The following is a 17,295-nucleotide window of genomic DNA, read 5'->3' on the forward strand; positions in this document are numbered from 1 at the left end:
GACATGACCAAAACGAACCGCACTGCTGGCATCATGACAACGGCCATTCATGCGGGTGATCCACCGGACGCCTCAACCAATGCATCGGCACCACCGATCCACATGAGTTCGACCTATCTGACCGAAGATGTCGCCGGGTTCTCCGCCCATGACCTGACACCTGACAGCCCCTATGTCTATTCTCGGTGGGCCAACCCGACTGTTGCCGGGCTCGAGGCCAAAATCGCGGCTCTGCAAGGCACCGAAGCTTGCCTTGCCACAGCTTCCGGAATGGCAGCGGCGTCTGCGATCTTTTTCACCTTTCTCTCAGCCGGTGATCACCTGATCGTATCGGACGTGTCTTACGCAGGCGTGGCGGAACTGGCACGTGAAACTCTGCCTCGGATGGGGATCGAAGTTTCTGCCGTCAATATGTCCGATCCCGCATCCGTTGCGGGCGCGATCCGCCCAAACACAAAGTTGATCCATACAGAAACCCCTGTAAATCCAATCGGTCGCCTGACGGATCTGGCGGCGATCTCAAAACTGGCCCGAGAAGCCGGAGCGTTGTTGAGTTGTGACGCAACTTTTGCCTCACCACTGGGAATGGATGCGGCCGCGCTCGGGGTCGATCTGACGATGCACTCGATTACGAAATACATCGGCGGACACGGCGATGCAGTGGGTGGGGCTGTTGCAGGTTCTGCCGAATTGATCGCGAAGATGCGGGCTGAAGCAGGCATTCATCATGGCGGTGTACTGTCCCCATTCAATGCTTGGCTGATTGCGCGTGGGGCATCGACCCTGCCATTGCGCATGAGGGCGCATCAGAAGGGAGCTACCGCCGTTGCAAAGTGGCTGGAAGCAGACCCGAGGGTTACAAAGGTCATCTATCCCGGTCTGGCATCGCATCCTCAGGCCGAACTGGCGGCACGACAGATGTCAAACATGTCCGGGATGATATCATTTCAGGTTGGCGATGCAGCCACGGGCGAACGTATCGCACAGCAGATGATCGAGCGGCTGCAGGTGATCCACTATGCGGTCTCTCTTGGGCATCATCGCAGTCTGATCTTCTGGATGGGAACTGACGGCCTGATGGAGACCTCGTTCAAATTGCAGGACGCCCAGTTGGAGGACTATCGCGCCTATGCCGGAGATGGGATTTTCCGCCTGTCCGTCGGGCTGGAGGATGCCGATGACCTGATTGCCGATCTGGATCGCGCGCTGGGTTAAAAACAGGCTCCCGCCCCTGTTGGGCGCATCACAGATGCGCCACGCAGGATTGGGTGGCTCGGATCATGTGGTTACAGCCGCGCAAATCGGGCAATCTGCACGTTTGGACAAGGCGATCTTCCGGCTTTCACCATAAAGCGCGTCGTAGATCAGCATCTCTCCGACCAGAGGCTGGCCAGCCCCAGTAATAACCTTGATCGCCTCGACAGCCATCATCGATCCAACAACACCGGGCAAGGGGCCGATGACCCCGGCTTCGGCACAGGAAGGCGCAAGACCGGCGGCAGGCGCTTCGGGGAAGATGCACTGATAGCAAGGTCCGCTTTCAGCAGGGTTGAATACGCTTAGCTGCCCCTCCCACTGGGACAACGCGCCCGAGATCAGGGGCTTGCCGCGCGCGACGGCTGTGCGGTTCGCCAGATAGCGCGTCTCAAAGTTATCCGTTCCATCCAGAATCAGATCATACTCATCAAAAAGATCAGAGGCGATCTCTTCAGTCAGACGGCGGTGATAAGGGCGGACCACAACATTCGGGTTCTGCGATTCCATTGCCTGTTGCGCAGAAAAGACCTTGGGTATGCCGATATCAGTATCACGGTGGATCACCTGCCGCTGCAGATTGGCATTCTCAACCACATCATCATCGATCACACCAATTGTCCCGACACCCGCTGCCGCTAAATACTGCAGCGCCGGCGCGCCCAGGCCACCTGCTCCGATCACCAGCACCCGAGCTTTTTTAAGTCGCTTCTGCCCTGGACCGCCAAGTTCCCGAAGAACGATATGTCGGGCATATCGTTCCAGTTCTGTTTCGCTGAATTGATCGGAGGCCATCGTCTGCTCCTTGTCCTGCGTGAGCACAGCGCGTGCACGCAGAAGCTTTAGCATCCGACTGTAGAGAAGAACCAGCACTGCAAACCCACCAAGGATGAGCCAAATCGCGGCCGATCCTCCGGTGGCTTCTCGCAACGGATGGCCATACGGCAAAATCAGCTGAGCTGTTAACACACCCAGCAGCAACACCGCGACTGACGCCGAACGGGCTGTACGGGAAACACCTGCCATCCAGCCGATACCCCAAAGGGCCGCGGCCAGGAAGAACACCAACAGCATCAGCTGCGACCGGTGGAGCCGAAACCGCCAGCGCCGCGTTCAGTGACGTTCAGTTCCTCGACAGCTTCAAAACTTGCCTGAACCACCGGAGCGACAACGAGTTGCGCGATCCGTTCGCCGTGGCTGATTTCGAACCGCTCCTGCCCGGCATTCAGCAAGATCACTCCCAAAGGACCGCGATAGTCGCTGTCGATGGTCCCGGGCGTGTTGGGCAGCGTGATGCCATGTTTCAGGGCCAGACCCGAGCGCGGACGAATCTGAACTTCGTACCCATTGGGGATTTCGATCCTCAGGCCAGTTGGCACGAGGGTGCGTTCTCCGGGTTCGAGAATGATCGCCTTGCCATCGGGTAAGTTTGCGCGCACATCCGCACCCGCTGCTCCTGTGGTTTCGTACGAAGGCAACGCCACCGCCGGATCAGCGCTGTCCTCGCGGATCACACGAATTGCAACCATGTTGGCACCCTTTTTCTGTTTCTGCGCTGATCACGCGTTGAGAGCTTCTGCAATCTTCTCTGCCAGACGCCTGGCGACGGCATCCTTGCCCATACGGGGCCATTCGTCAGCGCCATCATCCGAAATCAATATGACCGCGTTCTCGGACCCGCCCATGATCCCGGTCGCCGGGCTCACGTCATTTGCGACGATCCAATCGCATCCTTTGCGCTTACGTTTGGACGTTGCGTGTTCGATTACGTTATCGGTTTCGGCGGCAAAGCCAACTACCAGCCCCGGGCGATTGGTTTCCATATTCGCGACACGTTTCAAAATGTCCGGGTTTTCGGCAAACTCCAAAGCCGGAACACCGTCGCGGCTTTTCTTCAGCTTGCGATCCGAAGCCCCCGCAATACGCCAATCTGCAACCGCCGCCGCGAACACGCCCGCATCGACGGGCAAGGCCTCGTCCACCGCATCCGACATTTGCTGGGCTGTCTCAACCTGAACAACCTGCACGCCCTCAGGTGGGGGCACATCTGCAGGGCCGGTCACAAAAACAACTTCGGCACCCATTGCGGCAATAGCCCGGGCAACCGCTGTTCCCTGTGCCCCCGATGATCGGTTTGCAATATAGCGAACCGGGTCAATGGGTTCATGCGTAGGACCAGATGTCACCAGAATGCGCTTGCCAGCCAAGGGGCCCGCTTCAAACGCATTTTCGATTGCAGCCACGATCTCCAGCGGTTCAGACATGCGGCCTGGTCCGTATTCTCCGCACGCCATATCGCCCTCGTTAGGGCCAACGAAGCTGACGCCATCAGCCAATAGCTGTTCGTGATTGCGCCGCGTTGCTGGATGATCCCACATGCGCACATTCATTGCAGGGGCACACAACACAGGTGTGTCTGTCGCCATCAGCAAAGTAGAGGCGAGATCATTTGCCAGACCACCTGCCATCTTGCCCATAAGATCGGCCGTGGCCGGAGCAACAACAATCAAATCGGCAGAGCGTGAGAGCTGGATATGCCCCATCTCGGCCTCATCCGTCAGATCAAAAAGATCGCGATACACCTTTTCCCCGGCAAGTGCAGACACCGAAAGCGGCGTAACAAATTCTTCGGCAGCGCGGGTCAGAACAGGCGTTACCGCCGCGCCGCGTTCTTTCAGTCTCCGGATCAGATCCAACGACTTGTAAGCCGCAATTCCCCCGCCGATGATCAGAAGAATACGTTTGGATGCCAGCATGTTCAGCCCTTCCACGTCCCGGTCGGCGCTGACATTAGGCAACGCCACCGATGAGTTCCAGCGGATATTGTTGCAGCTCAGTCCTGATTTTCAAAGGCTTTGCACGGATCTTCGCGTTCGACCGCAGGGCTGTCGATAACCACATCAAACTCGCCTTCGATGACGCCATCTTCGGATTGTCCCAGCACAAAAACCTTCAGACCCGGGCGCATACGAGACAGAAAGGTGGGAATGCCGCGATCTTTGCGTGCATGCCCATTGCCGGTGATCACGGCAACCGGCCCTTCGGTGTCGTCAATCGCAGTCAGGATAGCGCGTGTCAGGACCGCATCCCGTAGCCGCTGAATCGCAACCATCTGAGGCAGCGCCTCTTCGGGGATTGCATTGCAATGAGCCGCCAGTTGATCCGCTTCGCGTGCGGCCTGATCTTCGGCGGCCAGTGGCACCGTCAATCCGTAGCGCGCTGCATCCGCCCCCAGAGCAGTGGCTGCACCACGTTCCATCGCCGCCCGTGCAGCCTTGCGCGGAACCATTGCGCCGTACACTGGTGCTTCGCTTGCCTGAAACACCGGGTAATACATGCTGAGCGGTGGCCAGCCGGATTCAACCCAGCGCAGGATTCGCGAAAGCTCTTCGGGATCGGAAACCGCTTTTTGAGCAAGGCGCTGCGCACCTTCCTCTGTCACCATTTCCCAGACCACAGCCGAAGGATCAATCACTTCGATCGCTTCGGCCTGGATATAATGGTGCTGTGGATTGTCGTGAATTTCACCCAGAATAATGACATCTGCTGACCGCATCCGCTCGCGCACGTTGTCGGGCAGGTATTCGTCAGCAAGGACCTGAGAAGCAAAATTAAAATTCAGAATTGCGGCGGTGGCAAGAATCGCAAGATGTCTCATGCGAAGAAGTGTTGCACCTCACGGGATTGCGCTTCAAGGTTCTTGCGCATTTTGATGAAGGCTGCCGCCTCAAGCTGTCGTACGCGCTCTTTGGACAGACCAAGTTCCTGCCCCAAACTCTCCAGCGTGCGCGCCGGTTCACGCAGTTTGCGTTCCCGAACAATGAACCGCTCGCGATCGTTCAAAGCCTGCATCGCTGTCACCAACCATTCACGCAACTGTTGGGTATCATGGCTATGTTCAACAGCTTCGGCTGCCTGCTCCCGATCATCTTCAAGCGCATCAATCCATTCGCGCCCGTCCTCATCGGTCGATTGCACCGCGTTGAGAGAGAAATCAGAGCCAGAAAGGCGCCCTTCCATCATCTCGACATCCCGCAGTGGGACCCCAATCTCGGCCGCGATCATCTGGTGCAACTGGTGGCGATCCAACTCAAGACCATCTGTTGCGGCTTCCCGCTCCAGCCGCGCCTGGACGCGCCGCATATTGAAAAACAGGGATTTCTGGGAAGAGGTCGAACCAGTCCGCACCATCGACCAGTTCCGCATAACATAGTCCTGGATGCTCGCCTTGATCCACCAGACGGCATAGGTCGAAAACCGAACCCCGCGATCCGGGTCGAACTTATCGGCGGCCTTCATCAATCCCAAACCAGCTTCCTGAATGAGATCATTCATCGGCGCTCCGTAGCGTTTGAACTTCGCCGCCATCGAGATCGCCAGCCGCATATAGGCAGTGATCAAACGATGAAGCGCCTGTTCGTCGCGATCATCTCTCCACGCGTAGGCGAGTCGCAATTCTGTTTCTGCGTCCAGCAATTCGGCCTTCATGGCCCTACGGGACATCGAAAAGTCACTTGGGTTATCCAGTGCCATGCATCTCTCCCTTGTTTGCTGGCGCGGGCCGGTCTTGCTTTGACGTTTTGGTGTCGATACGCAGGGCAAAACCGGGTGGATCACCAGAAAGGTAATAAAAGTGCATCCCAATTTAACCTTTGTTCTGGGCGGCGCAGCATCGGGAAAATCCGCTTTTGCCGAACAACTGGTTGTTTCAACGGATAAAAACCGGGTTTACGTAGCGACATCACAAGTGTTTGATGATGAGATGCGCCAAAAAATTAGGCAGCATATTGCACAACGCGGCACGGGGTGGACGACAATTGAGGCCCCGTTTGACCTGAAGCCTGTGCTTGCGGGCCTGAGTCGGGATCAGATTTGCCTTATCGATTGTGCCACCATGTGGCTGAGCAATCACTTGCTCGCTGAGAATGACATCGCTCAGGCCCAGGCTGAATTTCTTGATGATCTGCGCACCTGCCCGGCGCAAATCGTCATCGTTTCGAATGAGGTAGGTCACGGGGTCGTCCCGGATAACGCACTGGCCCGCAGGTTTCGCGAGGCGCAGGGGCGTTTGAATATCGCACTGGCTGCGCAGGCTGACCTGGTCGTACAGGTCACCGCCGGATTACCACTGGTTTTGAAAGGTCAGCTTCCGTGACACGTCTGCACCTCGTCCGACACGGCCCGACGCATGCCAAAACAATGGTAGGCTGGTCGGATATTCCTGCCGATCTGAGCGATCATGCCGCTATTGCAAGGCTTCAGGCCCATCTGCCATCCGGAGGCATTGTTGTGTCCTCAGATCTTTCCCGCGCCGCTGACACTGCCAGCGCAATAGAAGGGACACGCCGCCGTTTGCCGCATCATCCGGACCTGAGAGAGATTAACTTTGGAACCTGGGAACTGCGGCCTTTTGCGGATATCGAGGCCGAGAATCCTGAACTGGCTTTTGCCTATTGGGATAATCCGGGCGAGGTGCGCCCACCCGAAGGTGAAAGCTGGAATCAGGTCTGCGCAAGGGTGGATGCGGTGATCGACGGGCTGATTGCCGAACATACCGGATCTGACCTGATCGTGGTTGCACATTTCGGCGTCATACTCACGCAGGTACAACGTGCGTTGGCAGTTGATGCCCAACAGGCGTTCTCACATCGTATCGACAATTTGTCTGTCACCGAAATCACGGATCATGGCGATAGGTGGTCTGTGGAACGGATCAATCACATTCCGTGATAAAACTCCGCACAAATAACCGATTTACGAATGATATATGATCCGACATCGTCGGGGCATGACTTATGATCTATTTATCGGGGACAGGCTGTTTTCAAGCTGGTCCATGCGCGGATGGCTGATGCTGGAGAAGTTTGGCCTTCCCTATAAAACCCATATGATTGGCCTCTATTCCGGGACTATGGCCGAGGATATGAAACCCCTCGCCCCAGCCCGTCTGGTACCGGCATTGCGCTTGCCGGACGGAACAGTTGTTGGCGAAAGCCTAGCCATGGCCGAAACTCTGGCTGAACGTCATCCAGATGCAGGGCTTTGGCCCAAGGATGCCGCCGCACGCGCAACTGCAAGATGGTTATGTTCAGAAATGGTTTCCGGCTTCACTTCCCTGCGAAGCGAATGCCCGATGCAACTTTTGCATTGCTGGGAAGACTTTGTCCCATCAGCGGGTACATTGGCAGATCTCGAAAGAATCGAAACGCTGTGGGATCACGCTCGCAAGGTTTCCGGCGCATCATCCGGGCCGCTGTTTGGCGAATATTCTCTGGCCGATGTGTTTTATACCCCTGTTGCCGCCCGGATCATCGGATATGGGCTACCGGTATCTGACAAGAACCGCGACTATTGTCTGGGGCTGCTCTCGGATACACCGGTCAGGCAATGGAGAGCGATGGGTTTGACCGTGCAGTATGATCCGTTTCCCTACGCCCAGAAGCTGCGCTCCAAGCCATGGCCGGTTGGCGGTGCCTCCAAGGCAAAACCTCTGGAGGCTGGCCCCTCGATCAATGCGAATTGTCCGTATTCGGGCAAACCCGTCTCCGACTACCTGGAACTCGATGGAAATCGTTGGGGGTTTTGTAATCCGTTCTGCAGGGACAAAACAGTGGCCGACCCGGAAGCCTGGCCAAAATTCATGGCACTGATCAATTAATCCGCGTCGTTAACACTTCCTAAACCGCGGCCATGGCAGCAACGACCTGTTAACCAAGAACAGGACAGCCATGGTCGCCCGAGCTCATACTGTTGCCTTTCAGGGTGTCGATGCCCGGCCGGTCGAGGTCCAATGCGCCGTTTCGCCCGGTCTTCCTGCGTTTTCAATTGTCGGCCTGCCGGACAAAGCTGTGTCCGAGGCCCGTGACCGAGTGCGCAGTGCGCTCAGTTCGATGGCGATCGCACTCCCTTCAAAACGGATAACGATCAACCTGTCCCCTGCCGATCTGCCAAAAGAGGGCAGCCATTTCGACCTGCCGATTGCTGTCGCCTTGCTTTCGGCACTGGAAATCATTCCAGCCGATGCTGCCGAAGGTGCCGTAGCGCTGGGAGAGCTGTCGCTGGATGGTTCTTTGGTTCCCGTGGTTGGCGCCTTGCCAGCAGCCATGACCGCCGCTGCTGAAGATCGAACGCTTCTATGTCCCCGCGCCTCAAGCGCCGAGGCGGCGTGGGTTGATGCGACGCAGGTAATTGGAGCCGGTTCCCTTGGGGATGTGGTCCGGCATTTCTCTGGCCAGTCACCTTTACCTATCGCCCAGCCCGGCGAGGTAAACCTGACGCCCAGCGCCCGCGATCTGCGCGACGTCAAGGGTCAGGAGCGAGCCAAACGAGCGATGGAGATTGCCGCAGCCGGGCGCCATCATCTCATCATGATCGGCACGCCCGGATCAGGCAAATCCATGCTGGCAGCCCGATTGCCGGGAATATTGCCTCCGCTTACGCCTGTTGAGGCGCTTGAAACCTCGATGATTCAGTCCCTGTGCGGATTACTGGATGAAGGCGGCATCAGCCGTTCACGTCCATTTCGAGAGCCGCACCATACAGCTTCGATGGCAGCAATTGTGGGCGGTGGGAAGGGTGCGAAACCCGGTGAGATTTCCCTTGCCCACAATGGCGTGCTGTTCATGGATGAATTTCCGGAATTCCCGCGAACCGTTTTGGAAACTCTGCGCCAGCCCATCGAGACCGGTGAGGTCATGGTGGCGCGCGCCAATGCTCATGTAAAATACCCCTGCCGGTTTATGCTGGTTGCGGCCGCAAACCCATGCAAATGCGGATATCTGACCGATCCGTCTCGCGCCTGCTCGCGCGCACCCGGCTGCGGGGAAGACTATCTTGGACGCATCTCGGGGCCGCTCATGGATCGCTTTGACTTGCGGCTCGAGGTGCCACCTGTCGGTTTCACAGACCTTGACCTGCCCCCATCCGGCGACAGCTCCGAAATCGTTGCCGCCCGGGTTGAAAAAGCCCGGTTGGTACAAGCTGATCGCTATCAGGGAACTGCCACGCGTCAGAATGCAGATGTGGAAGGAAATCTTTTGGAAGAGATCGCCGCGCCGGATGCAGAAGGTAAAGATCTGCTGCTGAAAGCGGCCGAGCGGTTCGGTCTTTCAGCCCGCGCCTTTCACCGCATTCTTCGGGTCGCCCGGACAATTGCTGATCTCGAAGGCGCGCCAGATGTCAGACGCCCGCATGTGGCCGAGGCGCTGAGCTTTCGCATCAGCGCCAAGGTCGCTGCTTAAATCTTAGCCTCAATCGCTTCCCAGATCTTCTGAGCAACGTTGACGCCGTTAAAGCGTTCAAGCTCCTGAATACCAGTTGGGGAGGTCACGTTGATTTCAGTCAGGTAATCGCCAATCACATCGATCCCGACAAACACCTGCCCCTTTTCTTTCAGCAAAGGCCCGATGGCGGCGCAGATCTCCAAATCACGCTCTGTCAGGCCGATTTTTTCGGGTCGACCGCCGACATGCATATTCGAACGTGTCTCCCCCTCGGCAGGGACGCGGTTGATGGCACCGACCGGCTCGCCATCCACCAAAATCACGCGCTTGTCGCCGTTACTGACGTCCGGCAGGAACTTCTGGACGATCAGAGGCTCTCGTGAAAACCCGGTGAACAATTCATGCAGCGAGGTCAGGTTGCGGTCATTTGCATCCAACCGGAATACACCCGCACCACCATTGCCATAAAGCGGCTTCAGGATGACACCGCCATGTTTTTCTTTGAAAGCTTTGATGGTCTGCAGATCCCGCGCGATGGTCGTTGGCGGCGTCAGGTCGGGAAAATCCAACACCAGCAGTTTCTCCGGGTAGTTACGGACCCAGAACGGATCATTCACCACCAACGCCTGCCCTTTCAGTCGATCCAGCAAGTGGGTCGATGTGATGTAGTGCATATCGAACGGCGGATCCTGACGCAGCCAAACCACATCGAAATCCGCAAGATCAACCTCGCGTTCCGAACCCAACACAGCCGGTTCACCAGCGACACGCTGCACCGTCATGTCCTGACCACGAGCGGTAATGCGCCCTTCCTGATAAGCCAGTTGATCCGGGCTGTAAAAGAACAGCTCATGCCCGCGTGCCTGTGCCTCTTCGGCCAGACGGAACGAACTGTCGGCGTTGATATCCACGGCCCCGATCGGGTCCATCTGAAAGGCGATCTTCATGGCTTATCCCTCAATTCCACGCTCGATACATGGCGCAGAGGAACGAAGGGTTCAATGGTGATCAGGCCTGACCAAACGCGTTTTCGATAATTTGAAGCTCACCTAAGGCATTCACTAACGCCGCATCAAAACGTGCATTGGCCAAATGTCCCCGAGGCTGCTGATCAAGATATTGCGCGGCCGAGGCGCAAATGCGGTCCATCTGACGACGGCTGATCCGGGCAGCGGCTGCATCAAAACTTGAGCTTTTCTTTACTTCGACAAAAACAAATCCATCCGCATTTCGTACGATCAGATCAATCTCGCCACCGGCGCCACGCCAGCGGCGCTCTGCAATGTGATAACCACGGCGCTCATAGTCTGATGCAACAAAATATTCGGCTGATTGCCCTGCGTGATATGAAACAGAGCTACGAACCGATCGTTGCATGAACTCATCCTTTTCCCAGCTTCAGCGCCTTTTGATAGATCGGTCTGCGCGGGAGGTTGTACATCTCTGAAATAAGATCGGCAGCGTCCCGAACCGAATGTGTCTCCAAGGCTTTGATCAAAGCCTCTTCTACGTCGGATTCCTTAACAGATTGCGAATGAGAGCGATCAACAAGCAGGACTATTTCACCTTTGACGGTTTTGGACTGATACTCCTCAGCCAATTCCCCAAGTGTCCCACGGCGCACTTCCTCGAATTTCTTGGTCAGCTCGCGGCACAAAGCAGCCTGACGATCTGATCCCAACACGTCGGCAAGATCCGCCAGGCTGCTGGAGATGCGTTTTGGAGATTCGTAGAACACCAGCGTTCCCGGAATGTCGCGTAGCATTTCGATTCTCGTCCGCCGCGCACCTGACGCATTGGGCAGGAACCCAGCAAAAAAGAACGCGTCTGTAGGCAACCCTGCCAGTGTCAGCGCAGCCAGAGCGGCAGAGGGCCCGGGCGCACATGTCACCGCATGACCCGCTTCGGCGGCCTGGCGGCCAAGATCATAGCCTGGATCGGCAATAAGTGGCATGCCCGCCTCGGAGGCGTAGGCAACTGATTTTCCCTGCTCAAGCGCTTCGAGGATTTTGCCACGCGCACCCGCTCCGCTGTGATCGTGATAGGCAAGAATACGACGCCCATCCAGCGGAACACCGTGTATTTCCATCAACCTGCGCAAGCTGCGTGTATCCTCGGCCGCAATGACATCAGCCGACGCCAGTACATCCAATGCCCTGAGCGTGATGTCACGCGCCGTTCCGATCGGAGTGGCAACAAAGTACAGGCCAGCAGCCAATCTGATCTTTTGGAAATTCAAAGCTGGACCCTCGCAGCATGACGTTTATTATCGCGGCTCAACAGAATAGCAGCATTCTAAGCCGCTGGATCAGGGAGTTTTCATTTAGATGTTTACCGTTTGCAAGCCCGTACGCAAGCTGGCGAAATCCGCCGCTGTATTCGCTACCGCGGCGTTTCTGGCCGCATGTGAGCCGGGGGCAATCGGCGGCGGCCCGTCGATCAATACCTCCAAACCTGTTCCGGTCGCATTGCTGGTACCGAAAGGGTCGGCGCAGTCGGGTGATGCAGCGCTGGCACAAAGCCTTGAAAACGCAGCCCGGCTAGCGATGGCAGATCTGAAGAACGTACAGATCGACCTGCGGGTCTATGACACTGCTGGCAATGCGAGTACCGCATCGGCAGTTGCACAGCAGGCGGTATCCGACGGGGCCAAGATCATCATCGGGCCGGTATATGCACAGGCTGCAAACGCCGCCGGACTTGCCGTTCTGAACAACAAAGTCAACGTTCTGTCCTTTTCGAACAATACCAGCATTGCAGGCGGCAATGTCTTTGTCCTTGGGCCCACATTCGATAACACCGCCAGCCGTCTGGTGAACTTTGCCGGCAGCCGAGGCAAGACCGGAATGGTCATCGTCCACAGCAACGACGCTGCCGGTCAGTTGGGACAGTCGGCCATTTCAACTGCCTTGAGCAGCAGCCGCGTCAACAATGCAGGTACCGTCGGATATGATCGTTCACAGCAAGGCGTCATCAACTCGGTGCCCACCATCAAGGCAACGGTTGATTCTTCGGGCGCGGATTCGATTTTCCTGACGGCGACGACTGCTGGTGCTCTGCCTCTGTTTACCCAATTGCTTCCAGAATCCGGTGTATCGCCCGCGACAACACAATTCATCGGCCTGACCCGCTGGGATATCCCGCCCCAAACGCTGGAACTGCCCGGAGTTCAGGGTGGCTGGTTTGCCCTGCCCGACCCGGCAAAGGCACAAGCTTACAGGCAGCGCTATAACGCCACCTACGGTACTGCGCCGCATCCAATCAGCGGCCTTGCCTATGACGGAATTGCTGCAATCGGCGCATTGGTCAGCCAGGGCAAATCTGACGCTTTGACAGCCTCGGCCTTGACACAGAATGCTGGTTTCCAAGGCGTCGGCGGCATCTTCCGCCTGCGTCCGAACGGTACGAATGAACGCGGTCTGGCAGTGGCCACGATCCAGAACAAACAGGTGGTTGTGATTGACCCTGCCCCACAAAGCTTCACTGGCGCCGGCTTCTGATCGACCGGCGCAGGTACGATTGCCAACCGGCGAACTGATCTGCCCGGCGAACGATATATTCGACAGTGACAGGGTAAGCGCCCTGTTGTCGGAAGCGTTCGAGAAAGACCTCGACACTGCATCGATGCGCAATGAAACAGTGCGCATCCTGCGTGACGTGCAAAAGACCGGGCGCAAGGCGATTGCCGAGGCATTTGCCAAGCGTCCGTTTGAGGCGCGCGCGCTTACTCGCTCGTATACCTATCTGACAGACGGGCTGGTCTGTACGGCAATGAAAATTGCCAGCGAGTATCTGCATCCTCTGGCGACTCCGACACGTGGCGAAAAGATCGCCGTGCTGGCGGTTGGAGGGTACGGGCGCGGAGAGATGGCGCCATCCTCGGATGTCGATCTGTTGTTCCTGACCCCGTACAAAATCACGGCCTGGGCCGAGAGCGTGATTGAATCCATGCTCTACATGCTCTGGGATTTGCGACTTAAGGTCGGCCATTCATCGCGCACGATCAAAGACTGCCTTCGGTTGGGAACGGATGACTTCACCATCCGGACAGCGATGCTGGAACAGCGTTATCTGGCCGGAGATGAGGATCTGGCAAAGGAGCTTGATCGTCAGCTCAAATCCGATCTTTTCAAGGGCTCCGAGCAGGAGTTCATCGAAGCAAAGCTACAGGAACGAGATGAGCGTCACCTCAAACAGGGTGAACGTTATATGGTCGAGCCCAATGTGAAAGAGGGCAAGGGCGGCCTGCGCGACCTCCAGTCGCTCTATTGGATCGCCAAATATATCTATGGCGTTCAGGATGTCGCGGAATTGGTGCCGCTGGGTCTGTTTACCCCGGAAGAGTTCAATACCTTTGTTCAGGCAGAAGAGTTTCTGTGGGCCGTACGCTCGCACCTGCATCTGGTCACAGGACGTGCCACAGAACAGCTGACATTCGATCTGCAGGTCGAGGTCGCAGACCGCATGGGTTACGAGGACCGCGCCGGTCGCCGGGCTGTCGAAGTGTTCATGCAGCGCTATTTCCGCGAAGCGACCCGCGTGGGTGAACTGACCCGGATCTTTCTGACAAAGCTGGAAGCTTCACATATGAAAAGCCCGGCACTGTTGGAGCGTATCTTTCGCAGACGCCCACGGGTTAAGCCCGGTTACAGGATCGTGCACGGTCGGTTGGATGTCGCTGATCCGGACAAATTTCTATCCGACAAGATGAACCTTCTTCGCCTGTTCGAAGAAGGTTTGCGAACCGGGATGCTGATCCATCCGGATGCAATGCGGCTGGTTACGGCCAATCTGAATCTGATCGATGACGAAATGCGCAATGACAAAGAGGCTCAGCGCATCTTCCTCGATCTGATGTTGAAGCACGGCAACCCGGAACGTGCCTTGCGGCGGATGAATGAACTGGGCGTGCTGTCAGCGTTTCTCCCGGAATTCGAACACATTGTCGCGATGATGCAGTTCAACATGTATCACAGCTACACCGTCGACGAGCATACGATCCAATGCATCATCAACCTGGCACAAATCGAACGCGGCGAACTAATTGAGGAACTTCCGCTCGCATCATCAATCCTTGAAGGTGAAGTCAGCCGGCGCGTTCTGTATGTGGCCTTGCTTTTGCACGACATCGCCAAAGGGCGGCCAGAAGACCATTCGATTCTCGGAGCCAAAATCGCCCGCAAGGTTGCGCCGCGACTAGGCCTGAACAAATCCGAAGCCGAGACTGTCGAGTGGCTGGTACGCTACCATCTGCTGATGTCAGACATGGCGCAGAAACGGGATATCTCGGATCCAAGAACAGTGCGCGATTTTGCCAAGGCCGTGAAAACGGTCAAACGGCTGGATTTGCTGACCGTGCTGACTGTCTGCGACATCCGGGGTGTGGGACCGAACACTTGGAACAACTGGAAGGCCACACTGCTTAGGGCACTCCATGCCGAAACCAAGCGCGCGCTGGAAACGGGAATGGAAGACCTCAACCGGGCCAATCGCGGCGCAGAAGCCAAGAAAGCACTGCGCGCCGAGCTTGAGGACTGGTCCAAAACTGATCTCAAGGCTGAAACCTCGCGTCACTATGACCCCTACTGGCAGGGCCTGAATCTAGCGACACATGTCGAGTTCGCTGAGATGTTGCGCGTTCTGGAACATAGCGGTGACCCGGGTTCGATGGAAATCCGCCTGCATCCTGATGAAGATCGCGACGCCACCCGTGCTTGTTTCGCGATGGGCGATCATCCTGGTATCTTTGCGCGGATTTCCGGTGCGCTGGCATTGGTCGGGGCAAATGTCGTTGATGCGCGCAGCTACACAACCAAAGACGGATATGTAACCGACGCGTTCTGGATTCAGGATGCAGAAGGTCATCCGTTCGAGGCGGATCGCCTGCCACGCCTGACCCAGATGATCCACAAAACTCTCAAGGGTGAGGTCGTGGCCCGCGACGCCTTGAAATCCCGCGACAAGATCAAGAAGCGTGAAAAAGCATTCAACGTGCCGACCCACATCACTTTTGATAACGACGGCTCTGAAATCTACACGATCATCGAAGTTGATACCCGTGACAGGCCCGGTCTTCTGTATGATCTGACGCGGACACTCGCTGCTGCGAATGTTTATATCGCCAATGCCGTGATCGCCACCTATGGCGAGCAAGTTGTCGACACTTTCTACGTCAAGGATATGTTCGGTCTGAAATACCATTCCGAAAGCAAACAGCGTGGTCTTGAGGCCAAGCTGCGCAAGGCGATCACCGAAGGCGCGGAGCGCGCTGCCTCATGAAGCAGATCCGGTTGTTTTCGGGCCTCTTCACGGTCGGCTTCTGGACCCTGACCAGCCGTATTCTGGGCTTTCTCAGGGAAATCCTGCTGAATGCCTATATCGGACCGGGACCGGTGATGGATGCATTTGTCGCCGCGTTTCGTCTACCAAACATGTTCCGCCGCTTCTTTGCCGAAGGTGCATTCAACGCAGCCTTCGTACCAATGTTCTCGAAACGGCTGGAGGGAGGGGCAGATGCGCAGGGCTTTGCGCAAGACGCCTTTAACCTTCTGTCAGCCGCTGTCCTGGCTCTGGTCGGGTTGGCAATGATCTTCATGCCCGGGCTGGTATGGCTCGTGGCTGACGGGTTTTCGGATGATGGGCGCTTCGATCTTGCGGTCGACTATGGGTACATTGTGTTTCCGTACATTCTGTTCATGTCCCTGGCGGCTTTGTTTTCCGGTGTCCTCAATGCGACCGGCCGCTTTGCCGCAGCCGCCGCAGCGCCGGTTCTGCTCAACATATTTGCATGCGCGGCCATGATCACAGGAGCGGTTTTGGGAGGCGAGATCATTCGATGGCTGCTTGTCGTTATTCCAATCGCAGGCGTTGCACAGCTAAGCTTGGTTTGGTTCGCAACTGAACGCGCTGGCTTTCGCATCCGCCCTGGCCTGCCCAAGTTGAGCCCCGATATGCGTCACATGGTTCGCGTGGCGGTTCCGGCAGCTCTGGCCATGGGGGTGACGCAGGTCAATCTGGTGGTCGGGCAACGCGTCGCGTCGCAGACTGACAAAGCTATAAGCTGGTTGTTCAGTGCCGACCGGCTGTACCAGCTACCGCTCGGTGTGGTTGGCATTGCTGTCGGCATCGTTCTGCTGCCCGATTTATCGCGCCGGTTGCGTGCCGATGACAAAGAAGGGGCGCGAAACGCGTTTTCTCGGGCCGGTGAGTTCACACTGTTGTTGACCATTCCTTCAACGGTAGCGTTTGTGATCATTCCAAACCCGCTGGTTTCGGTCCTGTTTGAACGCGGTCAGTTCAGCGCGGAAGACACTGCCTCCACCGCGCTGGCCGTGGCTATCTATGGCATCGGCCTGCCCGCATTCATGCTGCAAAAACTACTGCAGCCTTTGTTCTTTGCTCGGGAGGATACGAAATCTCCGTTTCACTACGCCCTGGTTGCCATGGTCGTGAACGCAGCGCTTGCCTTTGGTCTCTATCCGCTAATCGGCTGGATCGCTCCGGCCATCGCTGCGTCGGTCGCTGGGTGGGCCATGGTTGCCTTGTTGGCTATCGGCGCGAGAAAAATGGGGGAAGAAGCCCGTTTTGACGACCGGTTCAAACGACGGGCATGGCGGATCGTAGCAGCCTCATTTGGAATGGGAGCCGTTCTTTATGCAGCGATCCATTTCTTTGGTTGGACGCTGGAACTATCGGGCTGGCGTTACCTTGCACTGATCTTGCTGATCAAGATCGCGGCGGCCTCTTATTTCTTCCTTGGCCACCTGCTGGGCGCTTTCGAAATCTCTGAGTTCAAGCGCGCCCTACGCCGGTCATAAGC

Annotated in this window: 16 protein-coding genes; 8 read left to right on the forward strand and 8 right to left on the reverse strand. The window is 56.9% G+C overall.

Features of this window, described 5'->3' with window-relative positions; genetic code table 11:
- The first annotated feature begins 3 nt into the window (after window positions 1-3).
- Complete coding sequence (locus GOX61_RS06700; RefSeq protein ID WP_170332296.1) at window positions 4-1,215, forward strand: trans-sulfuration enzyme family protein; 1,212 nt, start codon at window positions 4-6, stop codon at window positions 1,213-1,215.
- Window positions 1,216-1,278: 63 nt separating this feature from the next.
- Here the strand turns inward: GOX61_RS06700 and GOX61_RS06705 are convergent, their stop codons facing one another.
- The 5 genes from GOX61_RS06705 to GOX61_RS06725 all read right to left on the reverse strand — a co-directional run bounded on the left by GOX61_RS06705 (window position 1,279) and on the right by GOX61_RS06725 (window position 5,787).
- Window positions 1,279-2,328, reverse strand: a complete 1,050-nt coding sequence (locus GOX61_RS06705; protein WP_170332298.1) for a HesA/MoeB/ThiF family protein — start codon at window positions 2,326-2,328, stop codon at window positions 1,279-1,281.
- Window positions 2,328-2,783: a dUTP diphosphatase gene (gene dut / locus GOX61_RS06710; RefSeq protein ID WP_170332300.1), complete on the reverse strand. Its 456-nt coding sequence runs from the start codon at window positions 2,781-2,783 to the stop codon at window positions 2,328-2,330. The genes GOX61_RS06705 and dut overlap by 1 nt, the downstream gene beginning before the upstream one ends.
- Before the next feature lie 30 nt (window positions 2,784-2,813).
- Complete coding sequence (gene coaBC, locus GOX61_RS06715; RefSeq protein WP_170332615.1) at window positions 2,814-4,010, reverse strand: bifunctional phosphopantothenoylcysteine decarboxylase/phosphopantothenate--cysteine ligase CoaBC; 1,197 nt, start codon at window positions 4,008-4,010, stop codon at window positions 2,814-2,816.
- Window positions 4,011-4,087: 77 nt separating this feature from the next.
- Window positions 4,088-4,912 (reverse strand): ChaN family lipoprotein, encoded by an 825-nt coding sequence (locus GOX61_RS06720; RefSeq protein WP_170332302.1) that lies wholly within the window; start codon window positions 4,910-4,912, stop codon window positions 4,088-4,090.
- On the reverse strand, window positions 4,909-5,787 hold the full coding sequence (locus GOX61_RS06725; protein WP_155149932.1) for an RNA polymerase factor sigma-32: 879 nt from the start codon (window positions 5,785-5,787) through the stop codon (window positions 4,909-4,911). The genes GOX61_RS06720 and GOX61_RS06725 overlap by 4 nt, the downstream gene beginning before the upstream one ends.
- A gap of 100 nt (window positions 5,788-5,887) precedes the next feature.
- On the opposite strand from GOX61_RS06725, the gene cobU reads away from it, so the two are divergent.
- The 4 genes from cobU (at window position 5,888) to GOX61_RS06745 (ending at window position 9,494) form a co-directional block, all read left to right on the forward strand.
- Window positions 5,888-6,409 carry a bifunctional adenosylcobinamide kinase/adenosylcobinamide-phosphate guanylyltransferase gene (gene cobU, locus GOX61_RS06730; protein ID WP_170332304.1) on the forward strand — a complete coding sequence of 174 codons (522 nt, stop codon included), beginning with the start codon at window positions 5,888-5,890 and terminating at the stop codon, window positions 6,407-6,409.
- Complete coding sequence (locus GOX61_RS06735; RefSeq protein WP_170332306.1) at window positions 6,406-6,984, forward strand: histidine phosphatase family protein; 579 nt, start codon at window positions 6,406-6,408, stop codon at window positions 6,982-6,984. The genes cobU and GOX61_RS06735 overlap by 4 nt, the downstream gene beginning before the upstream one ends.
- Before the next feature lie 58 nt (window positions 6,985-7,042).
- Complete coding sequence (locus tag GOX61_RS06740) at window positions 7,043-7,912, forward strand: glutathione S-transferase (RefSeq protein WP_170332308.1); 870 nt, start codon at window positions 7,043-7,045, stop codon at window positions 7,910-7,912.
- A gap of 70 nt (window positions 7,913-7,982) precedes the next feature.
- Complete coding sequence (locus GOX61_RS06745; protein WP_170332309.1) at window positions 7,983-9,494, forward strand: YifB family Mg chelatase-like AAA ATPase; 1,512 nt, start codon at window positions 7,983-7,985, stop codon at window positions 9,492-9,494.
- On the opposite strand, the gene gshB is transcribed toward GOX61_RS06745, so the two are convergent.
- The 3 genes from gshB to rsmI form a co-directional block, all read right to left on the reverse strand.
- Window positions 9,491-10,423: a glutathione synthase gene (gene gshB / locus GOX61_RS06750; protein ID WP_170332311.1), complete on the reverse strand. Its 933-nt coding sequence runs from the start codon at window positions 10,421-10,423 to the stop codon at window positions 9,491-9,493. The two genes, GOX61_RS06745 and gshB, sit on opposite strands and share 4 nt — an antisense overlap.
- A gap of 61 nt (window positions 10,424-10,484) precedes the next feature.
- Window positions 10,485-10,853 carry a YraN family protein gene (locus tag GOX61_RS06755; RefSeq protein ID WP_170332313.1) on the reverse strand — a complete coding sequence of 123 codons (369 nt, stop codon included), beginning with the start codon at window positions 10,851-10,853 and terminating at the stop codon, window positions 10,485-10,487.
- Window positions 10,854-10,857: 4 nt separating this feature from the next.
- Complete coding sequence (gene rsmI, locus GOX61_RS06760; protein ID WP_170332315.1) at window positions 10,858-11,715, reverse strand: 16S rRNA (cytidine(1402)-2'-O)-methyltransferase; 858 nt, start codon at window positions 11,713-11,715, stop codon at window positions 10,858-10,860.
- Between the two features lie 88 nt (window positions 11,716-11,803).
- Between rsmI and GOX61_RS06765 the strand changes: the two genes are divergently transcribed.
- Genes GOX61_RS06765 through murJ form a run of 3 tightly spaced genes read left to right on the forward strand, consistent with a single transcriptional unit; the run spans window position 11,804 to window position 17,293 of the window.
- Window positions 11,804-12,976 (forward strand): penicillin-binding protein activator, encoded by a 1,173-nt coding sequence (locus tag GOX61_RS06765; RefSeq protein ID WP_170332317.1) that lies wholly within the window; start codon window positions 11,804-11,806, stop codon window positions 12,974-12,976.
- A complete protein-coding gene (locus GOX61_RS06770; RefSeq protein WP_170332319.1) occupies window positions 12,936-15,755 on the forward strand; it encodes a [protein-PII] uridylyltransferase in 2,820 nt (939 codons plus the stop codon). Before GOX61_RS06765 ends, GOX61_RS06770 begins: the two co-directional genes overlap by 41 nt.
- Window positions 15,752-17,293 (forward strand): murein biosynthesis integral membrane protein MurJ, encoded by a 1,542-nt coding sequence (gene murJ / locus GOX61_RS06775; protein WP_170332321.1) that lies wholly within the window; start codon window positions 15,752-15,754, stop codon window positions 17,291-17,293. Before GOX61_RS06770 ends, murJ begins: the two co-directional genes overlap by 4 nt.
- Window positions 17,294-17,295: the final 2 nt, after the last annotated feature.

Origin of the sequence: Ruegeria arenilitoris (assembly GCF_013030265.1) — a bacterium.
In the GTDB taxonomy this organism is placed as follows: Bacteria; Pseudomonadota; Alphaproteobacteria; order Rhodobacterales; family Rhodobacteraceae; genus Ruegeria; species Ruegeria arenilitoris_E.